This is a genomic window from Loktanella sp. IMCC34160, assembly GCF_004145845.1.
In the GTDB taxonomy this organism is placed as follows: domain Bacteria; phylum Pseudomonadota; class Alphaproteobacteria; order Rhodobacterales; family Rhodobacteraceae; genus SELP01.
This window is the reverse complement of record NZ_SELP01000001.1, coordinates 792,513-815,853: the sequence shown is the minus strand read 5'-3', so window position 1 is coordinate 815,853 and position 23,341 is coordinate 792,513. Positions and strand designations below refer to the sequence as shown.

The window sequence follows — 23,341 nt, the reverse complement described above, 5'->3', positions numbered from 1 at the left end:
CCGATGCCGATCCGACAGACCGCCCGCCTGATCCTCGGAACCCTGCTGGCTTGCGTGCTGGCGATCGCCGCCCAGGCGCAGGATTTCGAAACCCCTGCCCGGGCGGCCTATGTCTATGACCAGACGACAGGCACCGTCTTGCTGGCCAAGAACGCGGACGAGCCGTTGCCGCCCGCCTCCATGTCCAAGCTGATGACGATCTACATGGCGTTCGAGGCGATCGCGGACGGGCGGCTTCACGTTGACGACGAACTGACGGTTTCGCAGCACGCGATGAACTACACTGGGTCATCCATGTTTCTGCGCAGCGGGGAACGGGTCCGGGTCGAAGACCTTTTGCGCGGCATCATCGTCCTGTCCGGCAACGACGCCAGCGCGGTCATCGCCGAGGCCCTGTCCCCGGACGGAACCGAGGCTGGCTTTGCCCGGATGATGACGGAACGGGCCCGCCTGATGGGCATGACCAATTCCTCCTTCGCTAATTCCAACGGCTGGCCCGCCGCCGGGCACCGGATGTCGGTGCGCGACCTTGGCATTCTGGCCGACCATCTGATCACCGATTTCCCGACCTTCTACCCCCTGTTTTCGGAACAGGAATTCCTGTTCGACGGACGGGTGCCCGCCAACACGCAGAACCGCAATCCCATTCTGGGGCTCGGGATTGGCGCTGACGGGCTCAAGACCGGGCACACGCAAGAGGCTGGCTATGGCCTTGTCGGATCGGCAAAGCAGGGCGACCGGCGGATCATCTTCGTCCTGACCGGGCTCGACAGCACCGCGGCACGCGCACAGGAATCCGAAAAGATCGTGAACTGGGCCTTCCGCCAATTCGCCCAACACGACGTTGTCGAGGCAGGCACCGAACTTGCCCGTGCCGATGTCTGGATGGGCAATGCCCCAACCGTCGGCCTGACCGTGGCCGAGGATGTGTCGATCCTGCTGCCACTACTGAACAACGATAGCGTCGAGGCGAACCTTGAATTTCGCGGCCCTCTGGAAGCGCCGGTTGCCGCCGGTCAGACGGTCGGTGAACTGGTGATCAGCCCGCCGGGCCTGCCCGAAACGCGCGTCGCGCTTGTCGCCACCGACGACGTGGCGCGGGGCGGGTTTGGCGTGCGGCTTCGCACCGCCGCCATTGTCCTGCTGCACAAATTCGCCCCCGAAGCCGCGCAGGTTCTGGAAGACGGCGCCGTATGAGGCAGGGGCTGGGCGGCACGGGACGGTTCATCACCTTCGAAGGGATCGACGGGTCCGGCAAGTCCACTCAGGCCCGGATGCTGGCCGAACGGCTGCGGACCGAGGGGCAGGACGTCCTGCTGACCCGTGAACCGGGCGGCAGCCCGGGGGCCGAGGAAATCCGGCAGCTTCTTCTGACCGGCGACCCGGACCGCTGGTCGGCCGAGACAGAGATCCTGCTGTTCACCGCCGCCCGCCGCGACCATCTGGAAAAGACGATCCGCCCGGCGCTGGCCGCCGACCGTATTGTGATTTCGGACCGCTTCGCCGACAGCACACGCGTATACCAAGGCGCAACGCGCGGTGATCTTCGGGCCACGGTGGACAAGCTGCATAGCCTGATGATCGGACGGGACCCCGACCTGACCTTTATCATCGACATGGACCCGGAAACCGCGCTGAACCGCGGGTTGGCGCGTGGGTCGGGCGAAGACCGGTTCGAAGATTTCGGCCTGTCCTTTCAGGAAACCCTGCGGCACGGCTTTCTTGCGCTGGCCCATGCGGCCCCCGACCGCTGCGTCGTGATCGACGGCAACCGCCCGCCCGAGGCCGTCGCCGCCGAAGTCCTCGCCCAGTTCGAGGCCCGCGCATGACCGAGGAAACCGCCCCCGAACCGGACCGCATTCCCGGTGCCCCGCACCCGCGCGAAACCCCCACCCTGTTCGGGCAGGACCGGGCGCAGGCGGATTTCCTTCAGGCCTATACCTCTGGCCGGCTGCATTCCGGCTGGCTGATCACCGGGCCGCGCGGCGTGGGCAAGGCAACGCTGGCATGGAAAATCGCAACCTTTCTACTGGCGGAACCTGCTGAGGACGCAGGCGGCGGCCTGTTTGGCGATGCGCCCCCTGCCCCGACCTCGCTTGCCGTATCTGCCGATCACCCGGACGCGCGGCTGGTGCAATCGGGCGCCCATCCGCGCCTTTTCGTGGTCCGCCGCCCGGTGGATGACAAGACCGGCAAGCTGAAGACCGAGATCACCATCGACCCGGTGCGCCGGTTGAAGAACTTCTTCCATATGTCCGCTGCCGATGGCGGGCGGCGGGTGGTGATCGTCGATGCGGCGGACGAACTGAACCGCAACGCCGCCAACGCGATCCTGAAGGAACTGGAAGAACCGCCTGCCCGCACGACACTTCTGCTGGTCGCGCATCAGCCATCGCGCCTTTTGCCGACGATCCGGTCGCGCTGCCGTGAATTACGCCTGTCGGCCCTTGGGTCCGATGACATGGCCGCCGCGCTGCATCAGGCCGGCGTCGAGGTGGTCGAGACCGAGGCGCTGGCGACCCTGTCGTCTGGGTCCGTGGGCGAGGCGATCCGGCTGGCCCAGCATGATGGGCTACAGCTTTACGCCTCGATCATCTCGCTTCTGGAAGGGATGCCACGCATGGACCGCCCCGCCGCGCTGTCGCTTGCCAACAGCTGCGCGGGCAAGGGGGCGGAATTGCGGTTCGACATGGTTCTGGACCTGATGGACCTGTTCCTTGCCCGCGCCGCCCGCACCGGGCTGGTGGGCGAACCCCATAGCCAGGGCGCCCCGCACGAGGCCCGGCTGCTGTCTCGCCTGTCGCCCGGCCCCCATGCGGCGCGCCGCTGGGCCGAATTGCAGCAAGAGCTGTCGTCGCGCGCGCGGCACGGGCGGGCGGTCAACCTTGACCCTGCCTCCCTGATCCTAGATATGCTGTTCAGGATCGAAGAGACCGCGCGCGGCACCGCCGCCGCCTGAGGCAGGCGCATGAACACCCCCGAGATTACCGACAGCCATTGTCACCTTGATTTTCCCGATTTCGACGGCGAACTGCCCGAGATCATCGCGCGGGCGAACGATGCCGGCGTGACCCGCATGGTCACCATCTGCACCCGGCTGCGCAACGCGCCGCAGGTGCGGGCCATCGCCGAGGCCCACGACCCGGTCTTCTGGGCGGGCGGCACCCACCCGATGAGCGCCGCCGAAGAGCCCATGGCCACGCTGGAAGAGCTGGTCGCGCTGGCCCGGCACCCGAAATTCGTGGGCATCGGTGAAAGCGGGCTGGATTACCACTACACTGCAGACAGCGCTGAGGTGCAGAAAGACAGCCTGCGGGTCCATATCGAGGCAGCGCAGGCCACCGGCCTGCCGCTGATCATCCACGCCCGCGCGGCCGATGACGATATGGCCCAGATCCTGCGCGAAGGGTTCAACCGGCAACCCTATTCCTGCGTGATGCATTGCTTTTCGTCCTCGGCCGATCTGGCCCGCGCGGCCATCGACCTTGGGTTCTACCTGTCGATGTCCGGCATCGCCGCCTTCCCCCGCAGTCAGGAGTTGCGCGACATCTTCGCCGCCGCCCCGGTGGACCGGATTCTGGTCGAAACCGACAGCCCCTACCTTGCGCCGCCGCCGCACCGGGGCCGGCGCAACGAACCCGCCTATTCGGCCCTGACCGCGCGGATCGGGGCGGATGTGTTCCACATGTCCTACGAAGAATTCGCCACCCAGACACAGGCCAATTTCGACCGGCTGTTCTGGAAGGCCGCCGAATGGCAGGCCGCGGCATGACGCTGACCTTTCGCATTCTTGGCTGCGGGTCGTCCGGCGGGGTTCCCCGGCTGGGCGGCATCTGGGGCGACTGTGACCCGACAAACCCCAAGAACGCCCGCAGCCGCTGTTCCGCCCTTGTCACCCGACAGGGGCCGGAGGGCATCACCCGCGTCCTGATCGACACCGCCCCCGACCTGCGCCAGCAACTTTTGGCGGCCGGGGTCGGCCATCTGGACGGGGTGGTCTATACCCATTCCCACGCCGACCACGTTCACGGGATCGACGACCTGCGGATGGTGGTCTTCAACATGAAGGAACGGCTTCAAGTCTGGGCCGACGGCGATACCTCGGACGCGCTTCTGTCGCGCTTCGGCTATGCTTTCGTTCAGCCCAAGGGGTCGCCCTACCCGCCCATTCTTGAACTGAACAACCTTGACGGCCCGGTGACGATCACCGGCGCGGGCGGGCCGATCACCCTGTCGCCGTTCCAGGTCAATCACGGGTCGATCGACGCGCTGGGGTTCCGGATCGGGCGGCTGGCCTATCTGCCGGACGTAGCCCAGATGACCGACGAAGCCTGGGAGGCCGTCACCGGCGCGCAGGTCTGGATCGTCGATGCGCTGCGCCGCCAGCCGCACCCGACCCATTCGCACCTTGACCAGACGCTAGAGTGGATCGCCCGCGCCGCGCCGGAACGCGGCATCCTGACAAACATGCATGTCGATCTGGACTACGAGACGGTCAAGGCCGAAACGCCCGCCCATATCGAACCGGCCTTTGACGGCATGGAAATCGCCTTCGACGCGGACTGATCCCCCGGCGCCCAGGGCCACGGAGAACTGAACATGGCCGCCCTACTTGAAGTGATCCTGCCCGTCTTCATCGTGATCGGCTTTGGATATCTTGCGGTCTGGCGCGGCTATATCACGGATCAGGCCATCGACAGCCTGATGAAGTTCGCCCAAGGGTTTGCGATCCCCGCGCTGCTGTTCCGCGCCATTTCGACCCTCGACCTTGGGCAGAACTTCGATATCGCGCTACTCGGGGCCTTCTATGCCGGGGCGCTGTCGGGCTTTGCCGCGGGCCTTCTGGGCGCGCGCTACCTGTTCGGGCGCGAGTGGGAGGACGCGGTGGCCATCGGCTTTGTCGGGCTGTTTTCCAACTCTGTCCTTCTGGGCCTGCCGATCACGGAACTGGCCTATGGGACCGACGCGCTGCAATCGAACTTTGCCATCATCGCGATCCACTCGCCGTTTTGCTACTTTGTCGGGATCACCGCGATGGAGATCATCCGCAACCGCGGCGGTCGCCTCTCGGCGCTGCCGGGTAAGGTGCTGCGGGCGATGTTCCGAAATTCGTTGGTGATCGGGATCGCCCTTGGGTTTGCCGTGAACCTTGGCGGTATCCCCCTGCCCCACGTCTTCACCGAGGCGGTGGACCTTGTGGTCCGGGCGGGCCTGCCTGTCGCACTGTTCGGGCTGGGGGGAATTCTGTTCCGCTACCGGCCCGAAGGGGACATGCGCACGATCCTGTTCATCGTCGCGGTTTCGCTTCTGCTGCACCCCGCCGTGACGTGGTCGCTGGTTCACCTGTTCGGGCTTGAAACTGGCTCCGTCCGCTCGGCGGTGATCACCGCGGCCATGGCGCCGGGGGTCAACGCATATCTCTTTGCCAACATGTATGACCGGGCCAAGCGGGTCGCGGCATCGGCGGTTCTGGTCGGCACGGCGGGGACGATCCTGACCGGCACCTTCTGGCTGTCCATCCTGCCATGAAAAAGGCCCGCCGGTTGGGCGGGCCTGATCACTGTCTTGTCCCTGATGGGATCAGCTGGGCGACATGCCCCGCAGCCGTTCCGACCGGCGGCGCAACATTTCGACCGTCGCCAGAAGCAGGATCGAAATCGTCACAAGGATCGTCGCCGCAGCAAGGATCGTCGGGCTGATCTGTTCGCGCAACCCGGTGAACATCTGCCACGGCAGGGTCTGCTGCTGGGCAGAGCCGACGAACAGCACCACGACCACTTCGTCGAACGAGGTGATGAAGGCGAACAGCCCGCCCGAAATCACGCCCGGAAGGATCAGCGGCATCTGCACCCGGAAGAAGGTGGTCACCGGATCGGCCCCCATGTTAGCGGCGGCACGGGTCAGGGACCGGTCAAAGCCGACAAGCGTCGCGGTCACGGTGATGATCACGAAGGGAATGCCAAGCGCGGCGTGCGCCAGGATCACCTTCACGAAGCCGACGAAGGATTGGTTCAGGCCGAATGTCGCCTCAAGCCAGTTACCCAGCGGCGCGTAGAAGAAGAACATCCCGGTCGCGGAAATGATCAGCGGAACGATCATCGGCGAAATCAGGATCGCCATGATCGCGCGACGGCCGGGCACATGGCTTTGCGACAGGCCGATGGCGGCCAGCGTACCAAAGCTGACCGACAGAACGGTCGCAATCGGTGCGATGATGAGCGAGTTCTTCAGCGGCGTCATCCATTCGGCCCCGCCGACACCCCACAGTTTGCCAACCACAAGGCCGATCAGCGTCAGGCTGATGATCGGTGCGACCCAGCCCAGCACCTCGCGCGGGCCGGACATGACCCGCAGCACCACGGCCAGCGCCACACCGGCGCCAAAGCCAAGGATCAGACCCAGAAGCGGGTTACCCTCGGTGCCGAAGAAACTGCGATAATGCTTCAGCGAATAGCCCTCGGGATCAAAGCTCAGCATCTCGGGGGTGAAGGTAAAGAAGTCCTCGGCGTTGAACGACAGCCACATGACCGGGACCAGCGGCGCCACGAGGAAGAAGAAGATCAGCCCGCAGATCAGCAGGAAGGTATTGTCCCACAGCACCTGAAGCGAGGTGGCATAGATCGGGCTGCCAGCGCGGTAGTCGCCGCTGTCCAGCCAGTAGACGAACCAGCTGAGGACGGCGCCGATGATCGCGCCGCCGACGGCCCCGCCAACGCCGCCGATCACCAGACCGGCGATCAGGCAGATCGCGATTGTGCCCAGCCGGCCGTTCCGGCGCGAGATCGGCGCCATGTGCAGGACAACGGCCAGCGCGGCGCCGAAGATTACCCCGGCCAGCGCGCCCTGCCACGGGTTGCCAAAGACATTGCCGACGACAAATCCGAACATGGCGCCAAACAGGCCGGACAGGGGGGCGGTGAAGGTCGCCAGCTCGGGCCGGCGGTTTTGAACGATCAGGTTAGACATCGCTATCAGCCCCCCAGTTTCACGTTATCGATGCCCACGATCTTGTCGTAGAGCCAGTAGAGGATCAGAACCACCGACAGCAGGATCGTGCCCAGTGCCGCCGCCAGACCCCAGTTAAGCGAGCTGGAGATGTGGTACGCGATCCGGTTCGAGATGAAGACACCGTCGGTCCCACCCACGATTTCCGGCGTGATGTAGTAGCCGATGGCAAGGATGAACACGAGGATCGACCCGGCCCCGATGCCCGGCACCGACTGCGGGAAATAGACCCGCCAGAAGGCCGTCCAGTTGGTCGCGCCAAGCGACTTGGCTGCGCGCAGATAGCTGGGCGGGATGGTCTTCATCACCGAGTAAAGCGGCAGGATCATGAACGGCAGCAGGATATGCGTCATCGCGATGATCGTGCCGGTAGAGTTGTTCATCAGGATCAGACGGTTCGCATCGTCCACGAAGCCCAGCCAGACCAGCAGGTCGTTGATGACCCCCTGCTGTTGCAGCAGCACCTTCCAGGCCGAGGTCCGCACAAGAAGCGAGGTCCAGAACGGCAGGAGGACAAGGATCATCAGGACGTTGGCGCTGCGGGCAGGCAGGTTCGCTAGGATCCAGGCCACCGGATACCCCAGAAGGATGCAGCTAAGCGTGATGATGACCGACATCTTCAGCGTCCGCAGGAACAGCTTGACGTAGATCTGCTGGTTCTCCGGCCGGGCCTGTGCCCCATCCAGTCCCTTTTCCATGTCAATGGAGTTCAGGAAGTAGCCCATCGTGTAGTTCGGGCTGTAGATCTTGATGGTCTGCCAGTTCTCGGTCTTCAGCCAGTCCTCATCTTCGGCGGCAAACGCGTCGCGGAAGGTTGTGGTTGGCATGGCGCCGATATTGGCAACCGCAGCCCGAAGCGCATCGGCGCCCGGGCCGGAATACCCGGCGATCGCCGCAACCGTGTCGGCGTTGCGAAGGTCAATCCCAAGGGCGCCGTAAACGGCCTCCCACGGGTCTTCCTCGGCGACGACGTCTTCGTCGGCGATGGCGGTATAGATCGCCCAGTCGGAATAGGCCTTCGCGGTCCAGGGCAGCAGCTCCGCCACCTCGCCCGACAGGGTAAAGCCGATGTCGCCCGCCATGCCCTCGCCCACCAGCGCGGCCCAAAGATCGCGGCGTTCTTCCAGAATCGCCTCGCCCCCGGACCCGGACATCATTTCATACCAGAATGCGCCGTCCTTGAACCGCTCGTCGGTGTCTTCCAGCCAGTCCTGATAGGGTTCCCCGATATCGTCAAGGTTGCGGCCCGTGGTCCGGAACAGGGACGAAATCCCGGTCTGTTCATAGTTCAGGCGGGTGCCGAGCTTGGTGTGTTCCTTGGCTTCGGCCGCCTTGAACAGGTCGATAAAGAGGTTCTGGAAAACAACATCGTCCAGCGTTTCGGCGGATTGGGCATCCCAATCCTCAAGCGCTTCGACCGTTCCGGGAAGCGTATTGCCGACGATGTCGTTTTCGACTGACCGGAACAGCATGTTGCCGATCGGAATGATGAAGGTGAGCATGATGAAGATCAACAGCGGCGCGATCAACATCAGGGCGCGGATCTTTTGACGCCGCAGCGCGCGGGCAAGGCTTTGCTTGAGCGGCCGTCCGTCCGCGGCCAGCATTGGGCCTGAATTGGTCGTATCAGTCATCGCGTCCCCGTTGGTCTTTGTTTTTGCCGGTCGGATCTTTGAAAATGTCCAAACGAATAAAGGGGTGGAAGGGGCCGGCGCGCGGCCCCTTCCGAAGGGTTGCCCTTACTGGGCCAGCCATGCCTGGAACTTGGCGTCGATGTCGTCGCGGTAGTCAGCCCAGAACTCGTAGTTGTAGAGGAACGTGTTCTTGGCGTTCTCCGGATCGGTCGGCATGTGCGGCGCCATGTCGATGCCGAGGGTCTCGTGCTGGCCAACCAGCGGAGCCGAGGACAGACGGGCCGGGCCGTAGGAGATGTACTTGGCCTGATCCGCCAGACGCTGGGTGTCGGTGGCGAAGTAGACGAAGTCCAGCGCACGGGCTTCACGCTCGGGCGACAGACCGGTCGGGATGATCCAGCCGTCAAGGTCGAACACCTGAGCGTCCCACATCATGCCGATCGGCTGGTTCTGTTCGACGATGGCCGAGAACAGACGACCGTTGTAGGTCGACCCGATGAAGACTTCACCGTCAGCCAGAAGCTGCGGGGTGTCGGCACCGGCGGACCACCAGATCACGCTGTCCTTGATGGTGTCGAGCTTGGCAAGCGCCTGCTCTTGACCTTCTTCGGTGGCGAGAACGTCATAGACGTCTTCCTTGGCAACGCCGTCACACAGCAGCGCCCATTCGACGTTGTTGATCGGACGCTTTTCCAGCGAACGCATGCCCGGGTAGGTTTCGAGGTCGAACACGTCACAGATGTCGTTCGGCGCTTCGACGCCTTCCGGAACCATATCGGTGCGGTAGCCAAAGGTGGTCGAATAGACGATCTGCGGAATGAAGCAGTCGCCGACCAGCAGGTCACCGAAGTCATCTTCAGCCGAGGTGCCATCGGGGGCCGGGGCAAGTTGCTCGTCCGGGTCGATTTCCATGGCAAGGCCTTCGTCGCACAGACGCAGGGCGTCGGCGGCAACCACATCGACCACATCCCAGGTGATGTTGCCGGCTTCGTTCATGGCGCGCAGCTTGGCCACGGCTTCGGCAGAGCTTTCGTCCCAGGTGATGGTCACACCGGTGTTTTCCGAATAGGGGGTCGCATAGGCATTGATCTGCGACTGCTGATAGGCACCGCCCCAGCTGACGAGCGTCATGTCACCGGCCATGTGGCCTTCTGCAATGGCGCCACCAGCAGCAACGGTCAGGGCCGTCGAAGCAAGCAGAGTCTTGGTGAGTTTCATACTATTCTCCCGTGTTATAACCCGGTTTCATCGTTTCAGGTGACCGCCCTCCGGGCGGGGGTCGGCCACTCCGTTCGCACGCGCCTGCGCCCCTCAGGAGGCGTCGAGCGCGCGGCAATCTTCCGGAAGCCAACCGATTTCGATCTGGGTTCCCGGCTGCAGACGCACCTGGTCGGGCGCGTTGCGTGTCTTGATGATGAAGTCTTCCGAACCGGCAACCCGCAGGCGGGTCCGGAAAATGTCGCCCATGTAGATGAACTCAAGCACTTCGGCCTTAAGGGTATGGGCATCCTTGTGCAGGCGCTTCTTGTCGATCTCGACCCGTTCGGGGCGGATCGACAGGGTGGTGCGCTCGCCGACCTTGGACACGTTGACCGGCTTGGCGTCGATCTCGCCGCCGCCGTCAAGTTCCACGATGCAACGGTCGCCGTCGATGGATTTCACAACGCCAGACAGGGTGTTGTTCTCGCCAATGAACTGGGCAACGAAGCTGTTCTGCGGGCTTTCATACAGCTCGTCCGGCGGGGCCAGCTGCTGAATGACGCCATCGTTGAACACGGCAACCCGGTCCGACATAGTCAGCGCCTCGGTCTGGTCGTGCGTCACGTAGACCGTGGTGATCCCCAGATCGTGGGCAAGGCGGGTGATCTCGAACTGCATATGTTCGCGCAGCTGCTTGTCCAGTGCGCCAAGCGGTTCGTCCATCAGCACCAGTTCCGGTTCGAACACCAGCGCGCGGGCAAGGGCGACCCGCTGCTGCTGCCCCCCCGAAAGCTGCGCCGGGCGGCGGCCGCCAAAGGCGCCCATCTGCACCATGTCCAGCGCCCGCTTGACCTTTTCTTCCCGCACGGATTTGCCCAGCTTGCGCACTTCCAGCGGGAAGGACAGGTTTTCGGCAATCGTCATGTGCGGGAACAGGGCGTAATTCTGGAACACCATCCCGATGCCCCGCTTGTGCGGCGGGATGTCGTTGATCGACTGGCCACCAAGGCGGATTGCGCCGTGGGTCGCCGTCTCGAAGCCGGCCAACATCATCAGACAGGTTGTCTTGCCCGACCCCGACGGCCCAAGCATCGTCAGAAACTCTCCTCTGGGCATCGAAAGGTTGAGGTCTTTTACAACGAGTGTTTCGCCGTCGTAGCTCTTCTGCACACGTTCAAATTCAACGAACGCGGCGTCCGTTCCAGATGTCGTCAAACCGACTCTCCCTGTCTATCGGCAGCTTTTTTGCTGCGCTCTTGTCGCGTCACAGCAAAACAAACCCTGTTTTGCGATGCAACCGTCTTGCCGCTATCAGGCATAATTTCCGAAAAAATGGCCGCGTTTGCGGCGTATTCGACCGAAATTGCGACGATTCGGCTTTAGAATCGCTGGATTCGGGAAAATGTCCCGCAGGGCGGTCAGGATCTTAGCCCAAATAATCCGCAACCAAGCCAGAATCGGGAAAAGCGGTGCGCCCGGAAAGTCGAAAGGCACCCCATTCGGGATGCCTGTTCGGTGGTGTCCCAGATCTGTCTGGGAAATGGTGCGGTCGAGAAGACTCGAACTTCCACTCCGGTTAAGGAACAGCGACCTCAACGCTGCGCGTCTACCAATTCCGCCACGACCGCACTTGCCATTGGCTTGGTGGCGGCTCTCTAGCCGATGGTCCAGACAACGACAAGTGCAAAATTCACGATTGTCCGACATGGCTCCGGCCTGCCGCGAAAACCGTGCCGCCGCCGTCCGATCTGGCAAATCCGGGGAAAGCGGTCTAAGCCTGAAAAGATCACAGAATGCCCGATCGGGCAGGCAATTCAGGACGGGGCCCTGCGCCCCGCGGTTCAGATGGTTGAATGGATCACCAGCACGGGGCTGACCGACTATGACGCTGCCGTCGCCTTTATGGAAGCGCGCGCCGAGGCGATCGCCAAGGGCGAGGCCGAGGACGCGATATGGCTGGTCGAACATCCCCCGCTCTATACTGCCGGCACCTCGGCCAAGCGCGAAGACCTGACCGACCCGGACCGGTTTCCCGTCTACGACAGCAAGCGCGGCGGACAATATACTTACCACGGCCCGGGCCAGCGGGTGGCCTATGTCATGCTGAACGTCGGCGAACGCGGGCGCGACGTGCGCTGTTTCGTGCGTGACCTTGAACATTGGGTGATCGCGGCGCTGGCCGAATTCAACGTGACCGGCCACATCCGCCCCGGTCGGGTCGGCGTCTGGGTGGAACGCCCTGAAAAGGGCCAGAACCCGGACGGATCGGTGAAGGAAGACAAGATCGCCGCCATCGGCATCCGCCTGCGCAAATGGGTCAGCTTCCATGGCATTTCCATCAACGTCGAACCGGATCTTGGCCATTTCGACGGGATCGTGCCCTGCGGCATTCGTGAACACGGGGTCACCAGCCTTGTAGATCTGGGCCTTCCGGTCAGCATGGACGACGTCGATGTTGCGCTGAAAAAGACCTTTGAAACCGCACTTACCCCCCGCTGCGCGGGCTAAAATCGGCTCGGACCTAACTTTTGGATAGGTCCGCCACATTTTCGCCACATTTGTTAACAACCCTTGCGAGTGTCGGGCGCAGCAACGCAACCGGCCACGTCAGGAGATGGGAGAGTGAGCGAACATGTCAGCCAGACGATCCAGAACCACGAACCCGTTCCATTTTCGCAGACGCCAGATCCAGCTTGGCATCATGGCCGAGGCGATCAACCGTGCCGCAAGGCTTCAGGCCGCGCATGGCACGGGGGTGCAAACCCTCGTTCGCTGGCTGGACGAACCCTATGGCCGTGAAGTTCTCGAAATCGCGGCAATCGTGCCGTTCGAAGACGCCCGCGACTGCTGCATTGGCCTGATCCGGACGCTTGCCGACGAAAGCCGCAGCGTCGACCGGTCAGAGCTTGGCCGGCTGCTGCGCGACGTGGACGCGCCGAAGGCGGGGCACCGGGTCGCCTAGCCGTCCAACTGCCCCCGGATCAACCGGCCCAACCGCGATATCCCCTCTTCGATCATCGCCTCATCGGCGCAAGAAAAGCTAAGCCGCAGGGTATTTCCGTTCGACCCGTCGGCAAAGAATGCCCGCCCCGGCACAAAGGCAACCCGTTCGGTTTCCAGCGACCGCGCCAGCAGGTCCGCGCCGTCCAGCCCCACCGGCAGGGTCACCCAGACGAACATGCCCCCTTCGGGCCGGGTCCAGCTGACCCCTTCGGGCATATGGCGCGTTAGCGCATCCAACATTTTGTCGCGGCGCGCCGAATAAACGCTGCGCAGGGTCGCCACATGGGCGTCGAAGGTGGATTGCGCGACCTTCTGGGTCGCGATCTGGTTCAATGTCGCGGAATGCAGGTCCGCCGCCTGCTTCATAAGGACAAGGCGCGAAATAACCGATTTTGCCCCGACAACCCAGCCGACCCGCAATCCGGGCGACAGGGATTTCGAAAACGACCCGCAATAGAGTGTGCGGCAGGCTTCCAGATCGCCGGTCCGCTCCAGTTCCAGCGCAAGGATCGGCGGGACGGCCTCTCCGTCATAACGCAGGCTTTGATAGGCCGCGTCCTCCACGATGGCGATATCCAGCGCCTCGGCCAGATCCAGGACCGCCTCGCGCTGTCGCCGTGACAGGGTTTCGCCGGTGGGATTGGCGAAATCGACGGACAGATAGGCGAACTTGACCCGCCCGCCGGCGGCTTCGGCTGCGGCGGCATAGTCGGCGGCACCCCGGTTTCCCCCGGGCACAAGCTGATCAAAGCGCGGCTCATAGGCGTTGAAGGCCCCAAGCGCGCCCAGATAGGTCGGCCAGCCTAACAGCATCGTATCGCCCGGATCGATCATCAGCTTGGCAAGGTAGTCCAGCGCCTGCTGCGATCCGGAGGTGATCAGGATGTTGTCCGCGTCGCAGGGCACGCCGATCCGGCCCATCTCCGCCGCGATCCAGTCGCGCAGCGGGCGATAGCCTTCGGACACCGAATACTGCAGGGCCGCACCGCCGCCCGGCCCTGACAGCGCCTCGGTCATCGCTTCGGAAAAGGCGGCTTTGGGGAACAATGCGGGGTCCGGGATGCCCCCGGCAAAAGAAATGATGTCGGGCTGGTCCAGAAGCTTCAGCAACTCGCGGATTTCCGAGGCCTTCATCCGCCCGGTCCGCCCTGCCAGAACATGATGCCACTCCATCCCGTGCCCTCCTCGCACATCGTTTGCGCAAGACAAGGCGAGGTGCTGCCTTTTAGTCAATAGTCCTGACCTATTATTTCAAAAAAGCCCCGGCCCGGCCTGAATTTGTGATCGGATCGCAGGGCAAGGGCGCCAGCGCGGGCGCGCAGCGGGTTGAAACGCGCCCCCTGCCCGCCCATCTGATCCAAATCAAGGCAACGGCGGCCCCATCCCCCCAGAAAGAGGCCACCGATTCCCGACACCCCCGCGTTCCGGCGCGGGGTGCGCCAATTTATCCCGACACATCGGGCGTTTCGAATATTGCCCCGCCCGCCCCTTCGCCTTAGAACCACTGCCAATGGTGGGGCGGAGTCTGACTCGGCCCCGCACTGGAATTGACGCCAATACGGGAGTGCCACATGGCAGACGCAGCCGTTCACGGCCATGAACATCACGACGACCGGGGGTTCTTTACCCGGTGGTTCATGTCCACCAACCACAAGGATATCGGGATCCTTTACCTCTGGGTTTCCGGGGTTGTCGGGTTCATCTCGGTCGCCATGACTGTCTATATGCGACTGGAGCTGATGGAGCCCGGTGTGCAGTACATGTGTCAGGAAGGGATGCGTCTTGTTGCTGACGCGACCGCCGAATGTACGCCCAACGGACACCGCTGGAACGTCTTCACCACCTATCACGGTGTGCTGATGATGTTCTTCGTGGTCATTCCGGCCCTGTTCGGCGGCTTCGGCAACTACCTGATGCCGTTGCAGATCGGCGCGCCGGACATGGCCTTCCCGCGGATGAACAACCTGTCCTTCTGGATGTATGTGGCCGGTGTGTCGCTTGGCGTTGCGTCGCTTCTCGCGCCCGGTGGCAACGGTCAGTCCGGGTCCGGCGTGGGCTGGGTCCTTTACCCGCCGCTGTCCACGAACGAGACCGGGATTTCCATGGACCTCGCCATTTTCGCGGTGCACGTCTCAGGTGCCTCGTCGATCCTCGGCGCGATCAACATGATCACCACCTTCCTGAACATGCGCGCCCCGGGGATGACCCTGCACAAGGTGCCGCTGTTCGCCTGGTCGATCTTCGTCACCGCATGGCTGATCCTTCTGTCGCTTCCGGTTCTGGCAGGCGCCATCACCATGCTGCTGATGGACCGCAACTTCGACACCACCTTCTTCAATCCGGCAGGTGGTGGCGACCCGATCCTGTACCAGCACATCCTGTGGTTCTTCGGTCACCCAGAGGTGTACATCATCGTCGTGCCGGCCTTCGGGATCATCAGCCACGTCATCGCGACCTTCTCGAAGAAGCCGATCTTCGGCTACCTTCCGATGGTCTACGCAATGGTCGCCATCGGCGCGCTGGGCTTCGTCGTCTGGGCGCACCACATGTACACCGTCGGCATGTCCCTGACCCAGCAGTCCTACTTCATGCTGGCCACCATGGTCATCGCGGTGCCGACCGGCGTGAAGATCTTCAGCTGGATCGCCACGATGTGGGGCGGGTCGGTTGAATTCAAGACGCCCATGGTCTGGGCCTTCGGGTTCCTGTTCCTCTTCACCGTCGGTGGCGTGACCGGGATCGTCCTGAGCCAGGCTGGCGTCGACCGGGCCTATCACGACACCTACTACGTGGTTGCGCACTTCCACTACGTGATGTCGCTTGGCGCCGTGTTCGGCATCTTCGCCGGGATCTACTTCTACATGCCCAAGTTCTCGGGCCGGAAGTTCCCGGAATGGGCAGGCAAGCTGCACTTCTGGGCGATGTTCATCGGTGCGAACGTCACATTCTTCCCGCAGCACTTCCTGGGCCGTCAGGGCATGCCGCGCCGCTACATCGACTACCCCGAGGCCTTTGCCTACTGGCACTATGTCTCGTCGATCGGCGCCTTCATCGCCTTTGCCTCGTTCCTGTTCTTCATCGTGATGCTGGCCATCGTCCTGATGCGCCCGCGCAACGCGACCGAAAACAACCCGTGGAACGAATGGGCTGACACGCTGGAATGGACCCTGCCCTCGCCGCCGCCCGAACACACGTTCGAGCAGCTGCCGAAGCAGGAGGACTGGGACAAGGGCCACGCCCACTGATCCCGACCTGATCCAACAGAACCGGCCCCGGAGCGATCTCCGGGGCCGGTTTCGTTTTGGACGGGTGGTTTGAAACCCACCTTAGGGGTTCCGTGCCCGGCCGGCCGATGGTGTAAGGTGGGTCTTGACCCACCATCCGCCGCCGCCCCTGCGACCGGCTGGCCCCTTTACATGATCCCGGCCACCGCTACCCTTACGCCGGACGCGAACCAGCCCCGGACGATCATGCCCTACGAATGGACCTCTGCCCGCGTGGACAGCGATGCGGGCGCCGAGCTGCATCTTTGGCCCTACCGGTCCCTGCCCAAGCGCGGCTTCGTCATCTTCATCGGCCTGACCGCCGGGTTTCTCCTGCTGCCGCTTCTGGCCGTGGTCGGCTCGCTGGTGCTTTGGGGGCTGTTGCCGTTCCTGATTCTGGCGGTGGCCGGGGTCTGGTGGGGCCTTGGCCGCAGCTACCGGGATGGCGAACTGGTCGAGGCGCTGACCCTGACACGTGACCGGATCGAACTGGTCCGGCAGAACCCGCGCGGCCCCCGTCAACGCTGGGAGGCAAACCCCTATTGGGTGCAGGTCCGTCTCCATCCCCACGACGGCCCGGTGCCCGACTACCTGACACTTCGGGGCGGCGACCGGGAGGTGGAGATCGGCAGCTTCCTGACCCCCGAGGAACGCCGTGCCCTTTATGGCGAATTGCACGACGCGTTGCGGCAGGTCAGGTGATCCGGGACCGGCGATAGACCTCGACCATCCAACCCAGCATCACGCCGTTGATCGTGTGCCACAGGAAATGGGTGCCGATGGGCAGCACCTCGCACCACGCCCGGTCCACCGACCGGACCGAGATAGACACCGCCAACAGACCCGCGCCAATCCAGAACCCCCGCGCCTCGGCCCGGCCCCGCAGGAAGATCAGGGCATAGATCACCAGAAGCAGTGGCACGGTCCAATAGAAGTTCGACACCCGGAAGAACGGCAGCGCATTGGCCAGGGGCACAACGACCATCGCATAGGGGATAAAGGCCGCAGTCCCCAGCGCCGCCCTCCACAGGGGCCAGCGCAGCATGTCCCGGTTCACCGCGAACAGGTAGGTCAGAATGAAGATGCCAATGGGCAGGGTATCGGCCATCTCGGCCCAGCGGGTGGCAAAGGTGTGCCACAGGAAACTGCCCACCCCGATCACCATGATCAGCGCCGACAGCGCCCGCCCCATGGGTAGCCCCCGACAGCGGCCCCACATGACCAGACCCGCAAGGACGAAGGACAGGTTGGTCACCGCGTTGACCGGCTCGTCCCAGAACCCGAACCCCACCCGTTCGCAATAGTCGATCGACTGCGCCATCCAATCCATTTGCGTCCCGCCCATCCTGCCCTATCCTGCCCCGTATAGGATCACAGGGAGGGCTCCATGAAAATCACCTGGCTAGGACATTCCGGATTTCGGATCGAGATCGAGGATCAGGTGCTGCTGATCGACCCGTGGATGACCGGCAACCCCGCCTTCCCCGAAGAGCGCGAGGCAGAGGCCGTGGCGGGCGTCACCGCGATCCTTCTGACACACGGCCACGGCGATCACGCAGCCAATGCGATCGGGATTGCGCGGGATCACGGGGTGCCGATTGCCTGCATCCACGAACTGGCAGAGCTGCTGGGCAGCGAAGATGGGGTCCAGACCCTTGGCTTCGGCAAGGGCGGCACCATCGCGCTGGGTGCGGCGCGGGTCAGCATGGTGCATGCGCTGCATTCCTCCAGCATCGATTTCCGGGGTGGCGTGCAATACGCGGGCGGCGAGGCCGGGTTCATCATCCGGGGCGAAGATCATTCCATCTATGTCTCGGGCGATACAGACGTGATGGCGGATATGGAGGTGATCGCCGACCGCTACAAACCAGACATCGGCATCCTCTGCGCCGGTGGGCACTACACGATGGACATGGAGGGGGCAGCCTACGCGGCGCGCCGTTTCTTCGACTTCGACGTGGTGATCCCCTGCCACTACAAGACCTTCCCGATCCTTGCACAGGACGCCGAGGACCTGAAGAACGGCCTGCCCGCCAACGTGCGGCTGATCGAACCCAGCGTGCTGGAGCCGATCAGCCTCTGACGGTCAGGGACGCAGGCGGCCGGTATAGCATCCGGTCGCCGGATCCAGCCCTTCAGGCAGGCGAAGCAGGCTGGACAGTCGGTCGATATCCTCGAATTCCTGACACAGGCGGAATTCGGTATCCGACAGGCGCGTGTAGACCATTGGCAATTCTTCGTCAGTGACCGCCCGGTCAAAGCCCCACATCGACCGGTCGCAATACCGCGTATCCGCAATGTCGCGCAGATTGTCCGGCAAGACGACCGACGGGTCGGTGCAGCGCAGATGGCCAATCACGGTTTCCAGGTTTTGCAGGCGTTGCTGGTCGCGGGTGTCGACCCGCGCCTGCTCCGGCCCGCCAACCAGCCAGAAGGCATAGCCCAGCGCCGCGACCAGAAGCACCCCAAGACCGGCAAGCGCGACGCGGGTCATGCCGCCCCCTCGTCTTCCGACAGGTCGTGACGATAGAACTGGAACACCCCGCCCGACACGATGGCAACGACCAGAACCCGCAGCAGGAATTCAAGGGTCAAATCCCCACGCAGCAGCTGTTGCAGGGCATAGATCACATCCCCCAGAAACACACCGGCCGCGATCAGAAGGGAAATGGAGGCGACCCATTTGCGGATCGCGGACCGCCGCCGCCCGGGCGAGGCCGCAAGGCGCTTGTTCTCGCGCAGGTGCAGCCAGATCAAGAGCGGCACGCTAACGATCAACACCGCGATCCCGTCCCGAATGCTGTTGAGCACATAGCGCGGGTAGTTGGTGTCGCCGACAGTCAGCTCGATCAGGTTGAAGCAGAGGACAACAAGTGCGATGGCCGAGGTCAGCATCATCCCGAAAATCAGGACGTAAATGAAGAAATCCCGCGCCGACACCACGGCACGGGGACGCGGCACAGGCGGTGTGAAATCCGTGTCAGCAAAGGCGGCCAGCGCCTCGGCCACTTCCGGCCCAGACCAACCGGCCCGCTCCATCGCACCCGAGATATCCTCACGCGATTTGCCCGCAACAAGGGCGTCACGGGTAAAGGTGACAAGCTCTTCTCTGACGGCCATTGGGATCTCCCGATCAACGTGAACATTGTTCAAATAGTGATCCCGCAAACCCCGCCTGTCAAGTCCGTTTCACAAAGGCAGCGTGGGACTAGCCGCGGCGATCCTCGAAAAACCGTTTCAAAAGGGCCTCGGACTCACCCGCGCCAATTCCGTCATAGACCTCGGGGACATGGTGGCATTGCGGATGGGCATAGACGCGGGCGCCCTGTGCCACGCCGCCGGATTTGGGATCGGCGGCGCCGTAATACAGCCTGCCGATGCGGGCAAAGGAGATCGCGGCGGCGCACATCGGGCAAGGTTCAAGGGTGACGTAGAGATCGTGCCCCGGCAGCCGCTCTTGCCCCAGCACCGCGCAGGCTGCGCGGATCGCCAGAACCTCGGCATGGGCGGTCGGGTCGCTCAATTCACGGGTGCGGTTCCCGGCACGAGCGACGATCGCCCCGCCCGGTCCCACGACGACAGCACCCACAGGCACCTCGCCCCGCCCGGCGGCGGCCCGCGCCTCGTCCAGCGCGGCATCCATATGGCTTCGAAACGTCATGTCCCTTCTTTGCAGGCCCGCCCGGCGCGGGCAAGGGGGCGGTGGGTCAAGACCCACCTTACCCGGGGGCGCTTCGCCCCCCGGACCCCCAGAGGATATTTAGAACCCAAAGAAGAGTGGACCCGCGAGTCCAGCCCCCTTCTTTGGGTCAAAAATATCCCGGGGTGAATGGCCCGAAGGGCCAGAGGGGCAGAGCCCCTGAACGTAAGGTGGGTTTCAACCCACCGCCCGCTGGACAAGACCGCGGCCTGCGCGTAACCGGAAGGTCATGACACAGACACCTCCGACCACCCCTCCCTCCGGCGACCGGATCGCCAAAGTCCTGTCGCGCGCGGGCGTCGCCTCGCGCCGCGAAGCGGAACGCATGATCGAAGACGGACGGGTCAAGGTGAACGGGACGACCATCACCTCGCCCGCGCTGAACGTAACCGCGCGGGACCGAATCCTCGTCGACGGCAAACCGGTGTCCGAACCGGAACCGCCGCGCCTGTGGCTGTATCACAAGCCCGCCGGCCTTGTGACCAGTGCGCGGGATGAAAAGGGCCGGGCCACGGTCTTTGACGGCCTGCCCGCCGATATGCCGCGGGTCATGTCTGTCGGGCGGCTTGACCTGAATTCCGAAGGGCTGCTCTTGCTGACCAACGACGGCGAGATGAAACGGCGGCTGGAACTGCCGGCCACCGGCTGGCTGCGCCGTTACCGGGTGCGCTGCAAGGGGGCCCCGTCTGAGGAAAAACTGGACCAGCTGCGCAAGGGGATCGAGGTCGAGGGGCTGCGCTACCAGCCGATGGAAGTGACCTTTGACCGGCAGCAGGGCGCGAATTCCTGGCTGACCATCAGCCTGCGCGAAGGCAAGAACCGCGAGATCCGCCGCGCGATGGAAGCCGTCGGCGCGGTAGTGAACCGGCTGATCCGGATATCCTACGGGCCGTTCCAACTGGGCAACCTGAAGGAAGGCGAGGTGGAAGAGATCAAGCGCCGCGTCCTGCGTGACCAGCTTGGGCTGGACGCGGAGCTTAAGCCTGCGGACAAACCCCGCCCGCGCCCGACCCGGTCCCGCAAGCCCCCAAGGGGGAAAACCCGCGCCGATTGACCCCTTGCCCTTGCCGCCGCGCCCGCCCATGTTTTGGGGGATGGGGCACTTGGCAAATACGCCACGCGAGGGCCGCCTGCTGTCGTGCAACTTTTTCTTGTCGGCGTCAGGTCACACTCGCTTTCTGCGGCGCGGCTGCCTATCCTGCCTCTGAAACGGGGGCATTCGACCAATGGGACGGATCATCCTTTTCTTTGTTCTGGTGGCGGTTGTGGGCCTGGCCCTGATCACTGTCATCATCTTGTTGCGCGTGCTGGCCACAAGCGCGGCAGAGGTTTCAAGGGCCGGCAGAGGAGTGGACGTGCCCATGGGCAAGACGTTCAGCACCATCGCCTATCTCCTGTTGCTTGCGCTGATGTTCGGCGTGGTCACGGGCTGGCTGGGGGCGGTTTGATGGCGAAACGCTATGGCGGAGAATTCAGCCCCGATGGCGAGGGCAAGGGCACAGCGCCCAAGGGATCGGTCAAGGTCACGGTCGATGCGGCCGGAACCAAGGCCAACCTTTTGTTCCTGCCGCCTGTCATCCTTGCCTTCACCTCGCTGAACGAAGGGCCGACCGGACTGATGCTGGGCCTGATCGGCGCGGGCATTCTTGCGCTTGCGGCATGGCTTCTGCACGAAGGCCTACGGGCCGAAGCCGCTTATGACGCCCGCAAGATCGCCCGCCGCCCCGCCCTGCCCCGCAAGATGCTTGCCTCGGCCCTGACCGGGATCGGTGTCTTCCTTGCGGCCATGACCGGCGACGCCGGTCTGATCGGCGCTGTCGCCTTTGGCATCGCGGCCACCGGGCTGCATGTGGCGGCCTTCGGGATCGACCCCTTGTCGGACAAGCGGATGGAAGGGATCGACACCTTCCAGCAAGACCGCGTTGCCCGGGTCGTGGACGAGGCAGAGGCCTATCTTTCCACAATGGCCGACCACATTGCCAGCCTGAAGGACCGCAAGCTGGACCTGCGCGTGGTGCAGTTCCAGAACGCCGCCCGCGAGATGATCCGCACCGTCGAAGAAGACCCCCGCGACCTGACCGGCGCCCGGAAATACCTCGGTGTCTACCTGATGGGCGCGCGCGACGCCGCCGCAAAATTCGCCGACCTCTACCGGCGCGGCGCAGACCCGGCCGCGCGCGGCGATTTCGAACAGCTGCTGACCGATCTGGAAACAAGCTTCGACGCCAAGACCCGCAAGATGCTGACGGACGACCGCAGCGATATGGAAATTGAAATCAAGGTGCTGCGCGACCGTTTGCAGCGCGAGGGCGTCAGGCCCGAGTAACGAGAGGGAACAGAAAACATGTCCGACACCATCCGCCAGAAGGCCGAAGCGACCCTTGCCGAGGTTGAAAAGGTCACCGCCGTGGTCCTGCCCGAACCAAGAGGGGAGCTGATCACGCTGGATGCCGCCGACGCGCCGACCAGCGCCGAGATCACCCGCGCCATGGGCGAGATCGACATGGGCGACACCAATTCCATCGTCCGTTTCGGCAGCCGCGCGCAGGCCGAATTGCAGGAAATCAGCCAGTCGATGCTTCAGGGCGTCCGCAACAAGGACGTCGGCCCGGCCGGCGACAGCCTGCGCGACATCGTCACCACGATCCGGGGCTTTTCGGTGTCCGAACTGGACGTGCGCCGCAAACGGACATGGTGGGAAAAGCTGTTGGGCCGCGCCGCGCCGATGGCCAAATTCGTTGCCCGCTTCGAAAGCGTTCAGGGCCAGATCGACAAGATCACTGATGACCTTTTGCGCCACGAACATGTGCTTTTGAAGGACATTGAATCGCTTGACGTTCTGTATGACAAAACCCTGACCTTCTACGACGAGCTTGCCATCTACATCGCCGCGGGCGAGGCCAAGCTGAAGGAACTGGACGAAAAGATCATCCCGGCGAAAGAGGCCGAAGTCGCCGCCGCGCCCGAAGATCAGGGTGTGATGAAGGCGCAGGAACTGCGCGACCTCCGCGCCGCCCGCGACGATCTGGAACGCCGGGTGCACGACCTGAAACTGACCCGCCAGGTCACGATGCAGTCGCTGCCCTCGATCCGTCTGGTTCAGGAAAACGACAAGTCGCTGGTCACCAAGATCAACTCGACCCTCGTGAACACCGTGCCCCTGTGGGAAACCCAGCTGGCACAGGCCGTCACCATCCAGCGGTCCGCCGAGGCGGCAAAGGCCGTGCGCGAGGCGAACGATCTGACCAACGAACTGCTGACCGCCAACGCCAAGAACCTGCGCGAGGCCAACAAGGTCGTCCGCGAGGAAATGGAACGCGGCGTCTTCGACATCAACGCTGTGAAAGAGGCGAACGAGAACCTGATCGCCACCATCAACGAAAGCCTGCAAATCGCGGACGAAGGCAAGCGCAAGCGGGCCGAGGCCGAGATCGAGCTGCAGAAGATGGAAGCCGAGTTGAAGGCCACGCTGGCCAGCGCCAAGGCCCGCAACGATGGGGTCGGCGACACCATCGGCACGGCCGCGGGATAAGTCC

The 23,341-nt window shown here is 63.7% G+C and carries 24 protein-coding genes and 1 tRNA gene; 15 read left to right on the top strand and 10 right to left on the bottom strand.

Features of this window, described 5'->3' with window-relative positions; translation table 11 throughout:
* Nucleotides 1-3: 3 nt before the first annotated feature.
* From EU803_RS03995 to EU803_RS03970, 6 genes are read left to right on the top strand one after another with little or no spacing between them, the layout of a single operon-like run.
* The gene (locus EU803_RS03995) at nucleotides 4-1,197 is read left to right on the top strand and encodes a D-alanyl-D-alanine carboxypeptidase family protein (protein WP_129679964.1); all 1,194 of its coding nucleotides are present in this window, start codon (nucleotides 4-6) and stop codon (nucleotides 1,195-1,197) included.
* Nucleotides 1,194-1,829, top strand: coding sequence for a dTMP kinase (tmk, locus tag EU803_RS03990; RefSeq protein WP_129679962.1), 636 nt, complete (start codon nucleotides 1,194-1,196; stop codon nucleotides 1,827-1,829). The genes EU803_RS03995 and tmk overlap by 4 nt, the downstream gene beginning before the upstream one ends.
* Nucleotides 1,826-2,959, top strand: a complete 1,134-nt coding sequence (locus tag EU803_RS03985; RefSeq protein WP_129679960.1) for a DNA polymerase III subunit delta' — start codon at nucleotides 1,826-1,828, stop codon at nucleotides 2,957-2,959. The genes tmk and EU803_RS03985 overlap by 4 nt, the downstream gene beginning before the upstream one ends.
* A 9-nt stretch (nucleotides 2,960-2,968) precedes the next feature.
* Nucleotides 2,969-3,772, top strand: coding sequence for a TatD family hydrolase (locus EU803_RS03980; protein ID WP_129679958.1), 804 nt, complete (start codon nucleotides 2,969-2,971; stop codon nucleotides 3,770-3,772).
* On the top strand, nucleotides 3,769-4,566 hold the full coding sequence (locus EU803_RS03975) for an MBL fold metallo-hydrolase (protein ID WP_129679956.1): 798 nt from the start codon (nucleotides 3,769-3,771) through the stop codon (nucleotides 4,564-4,566). Before EU803_RS03980 ends, EU803_RS03975 begins: the two co-directional genes overlap by 4 nt.
* A gap of 33 nt (nucleotides 4,567-4,599) precedes the next feature.
* A complete protein-coding gene (locus tag EU803_RS03970) occupies nucleotides 4,600-5,529 on the top strand; it encodes an AEC family transporter (RefSeq protein ID WP_129679954.1) in 930 nt (309 codons plus the stop codon).
* A 51-nt stretch (nucleotides 5,530-5,580) separates the two neighbouring features.
* Here EU803_RS03970 and EU803_RS03965 read toward each other — a convergent pair whose 3' ends face one another.
* The 5 genes from EU803_RS03965 to EU803_RS03945 all read right to left on the bottom strand — a co-directional run bounded on the left by EU803_RS03965 (nucleotide 5,581) and on the right by EU803_RS03945 (nucleotide 11,467).
* On the bottom strand, nucleotides 5,581-6,966 hold the full coding sequence (locus EU803_RS03965; RefSeq protein WP_207209157.1) for an ABC transporter permease: 1,386 nt from the start codon (nucleotides 6,964-6,966) through the stop codon (nucleotides 5,581-5,583).
* Between the two features lie 5 nt (nucleotides 6,967-6,971).
* Entirely contained in the window at nucleotides 6,972-8,639 is a 1,668-nt protein-coding gene (locus EU803_RS03960; protein WP_129679952.1) for an ABC transporter permease, read from the bottom strand.
* Nucleotides 8,640-8,744: 105 nt separating this feature from the next.
* On the bottom strand, nucleotides 8,745-9,857 hold the full coding sequence (locus EU803_RS03955) for an extracellular solute-binding protein (protein ID WP_129679950.1): 1,113 nt from the start codon (nucleotides 9,855-9,857) through the stop codon (nucleotides 8,745-8,747).
* A gap of 93 nt (nucleotides 9,858-9,950) precedes the next feature.
* The gene (locus EU803_RS03950; protein ID WP_129679948.1) at nucleotides 9,951-11,054 is read right to left on the bottom strand and encodes an ABC transporter ATP-binding protein; all 1,104 of its coding nucleotides are present in this window, start codon (nucleotides 11,052-11,054) and stop codon (nucleotides 9,951-9,953) included.
* Nucleotides 11,055-11,380: 326 nt separating this feature from the next.
* Nucleotides 11,381-11,467: transfer RNA gene (locus EU803_RS03945), tRNA-Leu, on the bottom strand.
* Between the two features lie 217 nt (nucleotides 11,468-11,684).
* Here EU803_RS03945 and lipB point away from each other — a divergent pair.
* Both lipB and EU803_RS03935 read left to right on the top strand, forming a co-directional pair.
* Nucleotides 11,685-12,347 (top strand): lipoyl(octanoyl) transferase LipB, encoded by a 663-nt coding sequence (gene lipB, locus EU803_RS03940; RefSeq protein ID WP_129679946.1) that lies wholly within the window; start codon nucleotides 11,685-11,687, stop codon nucleotides 12,345-12,347.
* A 124-nt stretch (nucleotides 12,348-12,471) separates the two neighbouring features.
* Entirely contained in the window at nucleotides 12,472-12,801 is a 330-nt protein-coding gene (locus EU803_RS03935; protein WP_129679944.1) for a DUF6280 family protein, read from the top strand.
* On the opposite strand, the gene EU803_RS03930 is transcribed toward EU803_RS03935, so the two are convergent.
* Nucleotides 12,798-14,015 (bottom strand): PLP-dependent aminotransferase family protein, encoded by a 1,218-nt coding sequence (locus EU803_RS03930; RefSeq protein ID WP_129679942.1) that lies wholly within the window; start codon nucleotides 14,013-14,015, stop codon nucleotides 12,798-12,800. The two genes, EU803_RS03935 and EU803_RS03930, sit on opposite strands and share 4 nt — an antisense overlap.
* A gap of 398 nt (nucleotides 14,016-14,413) precedes the next feature.
* Here EU803_RS03930 and ctaD point away from each other — a divergent pair, with 398 nt between their 5' ends.
* Together ctaD and EU803_RS03920 are read left to right on the top strand one after the other, a co-directional pair.
* Nucleotides 14,414-16,087, top strand: coding sequence for a cytochrome c oxidase subunit I (ctaD, locus tag EU803_RS03925; protein WP_129679940.1), 1,674 nt, complete (start codon nucleotides 14,414-14,416; stop codon nucleotides 16,085-16,087).
* A 225-nt stretch (nucleotides 16,088-16,312) separates the two neighbouring features.
* Complete coding sequence (locus tag EU803_RS03920; RefSeq protein ID WP_129680180.1) at nucleotides 16,313-16,807, top strand: DUF2244 domain-containing protein; 495 nt, start codon at nucleotides 16,313-16,315, stop codon at nucleotides 16,805-16,807.
* Here EU803_RS03920 and EU803_RS03915 read toward each other — a convergent pair.
* A complete protein-coding gene (locus tag EU803_RS03915; RefSeq protein WP_242494266.1) occupies nucleotides 16,800-17,450 on the bottom strand; it encodes a ceramidase domain-containing protein in 651 nt (216 codons plus the stop codon). The two genes, EU803_RS03920 and EU803_RS03915, sit on opposite strands and share 8 nt — an antisense overlap.
* Nucleotides 17,451-17,492: 42 nt before the next feature.
* Between EU803_RS03915 and EU803_RS03910 the strand changes: the two genes are divergently transcribed.
* Nucleotides 17,493-18,188, top strand: coding sequence for a metal-dependent hydrolase (locus EU803_RS03910; protein ID WP_129679938.1), 696 nt, complete (start codon nucleotides 17,493-17,495; stop codon nucleotides 18,186-18,188).
* Nucleotides 18,189-18,191: 3 nt separating this feature from the next.
* Here the strand turns inward: EU803_RS03910 and EU803_RS03905 are convergent, their stop codons facing one another.
* The 3 genes from EU803_RS03905 to EU803_RS03895 all read right to left on the bottom strand — a co-directional run bounded on the left by EU803_RS03905 (nucleotide 18,192) and on the right by EU803_RS03895 (nucleotide 19,766).
* The gene (locus tag EU803_RS03905) at nucleotides 18,192-18,599 is read right to left on the bottom strand and encodes a hypothetical protein (RefSeq protein ID WP_129679936.1); all 408 of its coding nucleotides are present in this window, start codon (nucleotides 18,597-18,599) and stop codon (nucleotides 18,192-18,194) included.
* Nucleotides 18,596-19,225: a DUF5671 domain-containing protein gene (locus EU803_RS03900; RefSeq protein ID WP_129679934.1), complete on the bottom strand. Its 630-nt coding sequence runs from the start codon at nucleotides 19,223-19,225 to the stop codon at nucleotides 18,596-18,598. Before EU803_RS03900 ends, EU803_RS03905 begins: the two co-directional genes overlap by 4 nt.
* Before the next feature lie 88 nt (nucleotides 19,226-19,313).
* Nucleotides 19,314-19,766, bottom strand: coding sequence for a nucleoside deaminase (locus tag EU803_RS03895; protein WP_129679931.1), 453 nt, complete (start codon nucleotides 19,764-19,766; stop codon nucleotides 19,314-19,316).
* A 268-nt stretch (nucleotides 19,767-20,034) separates the two neighbouring features.
* On the opposite strand from EU803_RS03895, the gene EU803_RS03890 reads away from it, so the two are divergent.
* The 4 genes from EU803_RS03890 (at nucleotide 20,035) to EU803_RS03875 (ending at nucleotide 23,337) form a co-directional block, all read left to right on the top strand.
* On the top strand, nucleotides 20,035-20,859 hold the full coding sequence (locus tag EU803_RS03890; RefSeq protein ID WP_129679929.1) for a pseudouridine synthase: 825 nt from the start codon (nucleotides 20,035-20,037) through the stop codon (nucleotides 20,857-20,859).
* A 172-nt stretch (nucleotides 20,860-21,031) separates the two neighbouring features.
* The gene (locus EU803_RS03885) at nucleotides 21,032-21,253 is read left to right on the top strand and encodes a hypothetical protein (RefSeq protein WP_129679927.1); all 222 of its coding nucleotides are present in this window, start codon (nucleotides 21,032-21,034) and stop codon (nucleotides 21,251-21,253) included.
* The gene (locus tag EU803_RS03880; protein WP_129679925.1) at nucleotides 21,253-22,131 is read left to right on the top strand and encodes a 5-bromo-4-chloroindolyl phosphate hydrolysis family protein; all 879 of its coding nucleotides are present in this window, start codon (nucleotides 21,253-21,255) and stop codon (nucleotides 22,129-22,131) included. Before EU803_RS03885 ends, EU803_RS03880 begins: the two co-directional genes overlap by 1 nt.
* Before the next feature lie 18 nt (nucleotides 22,132-22,149).
* Complete coding sequence (locus EU803_RS03875; RefSeq protein WP_129679923.1) at nucleotides 22,150-23,337, top strand: toxic anion resistance protein; 1,188 nt, start codon at nucleotides 22,150-22,152, stop codon at nucleotides 23,335-23,337.
* The last annotated feature ends 4 nt before the right edge of the window (nucleotides 23,338-23,341 follow it).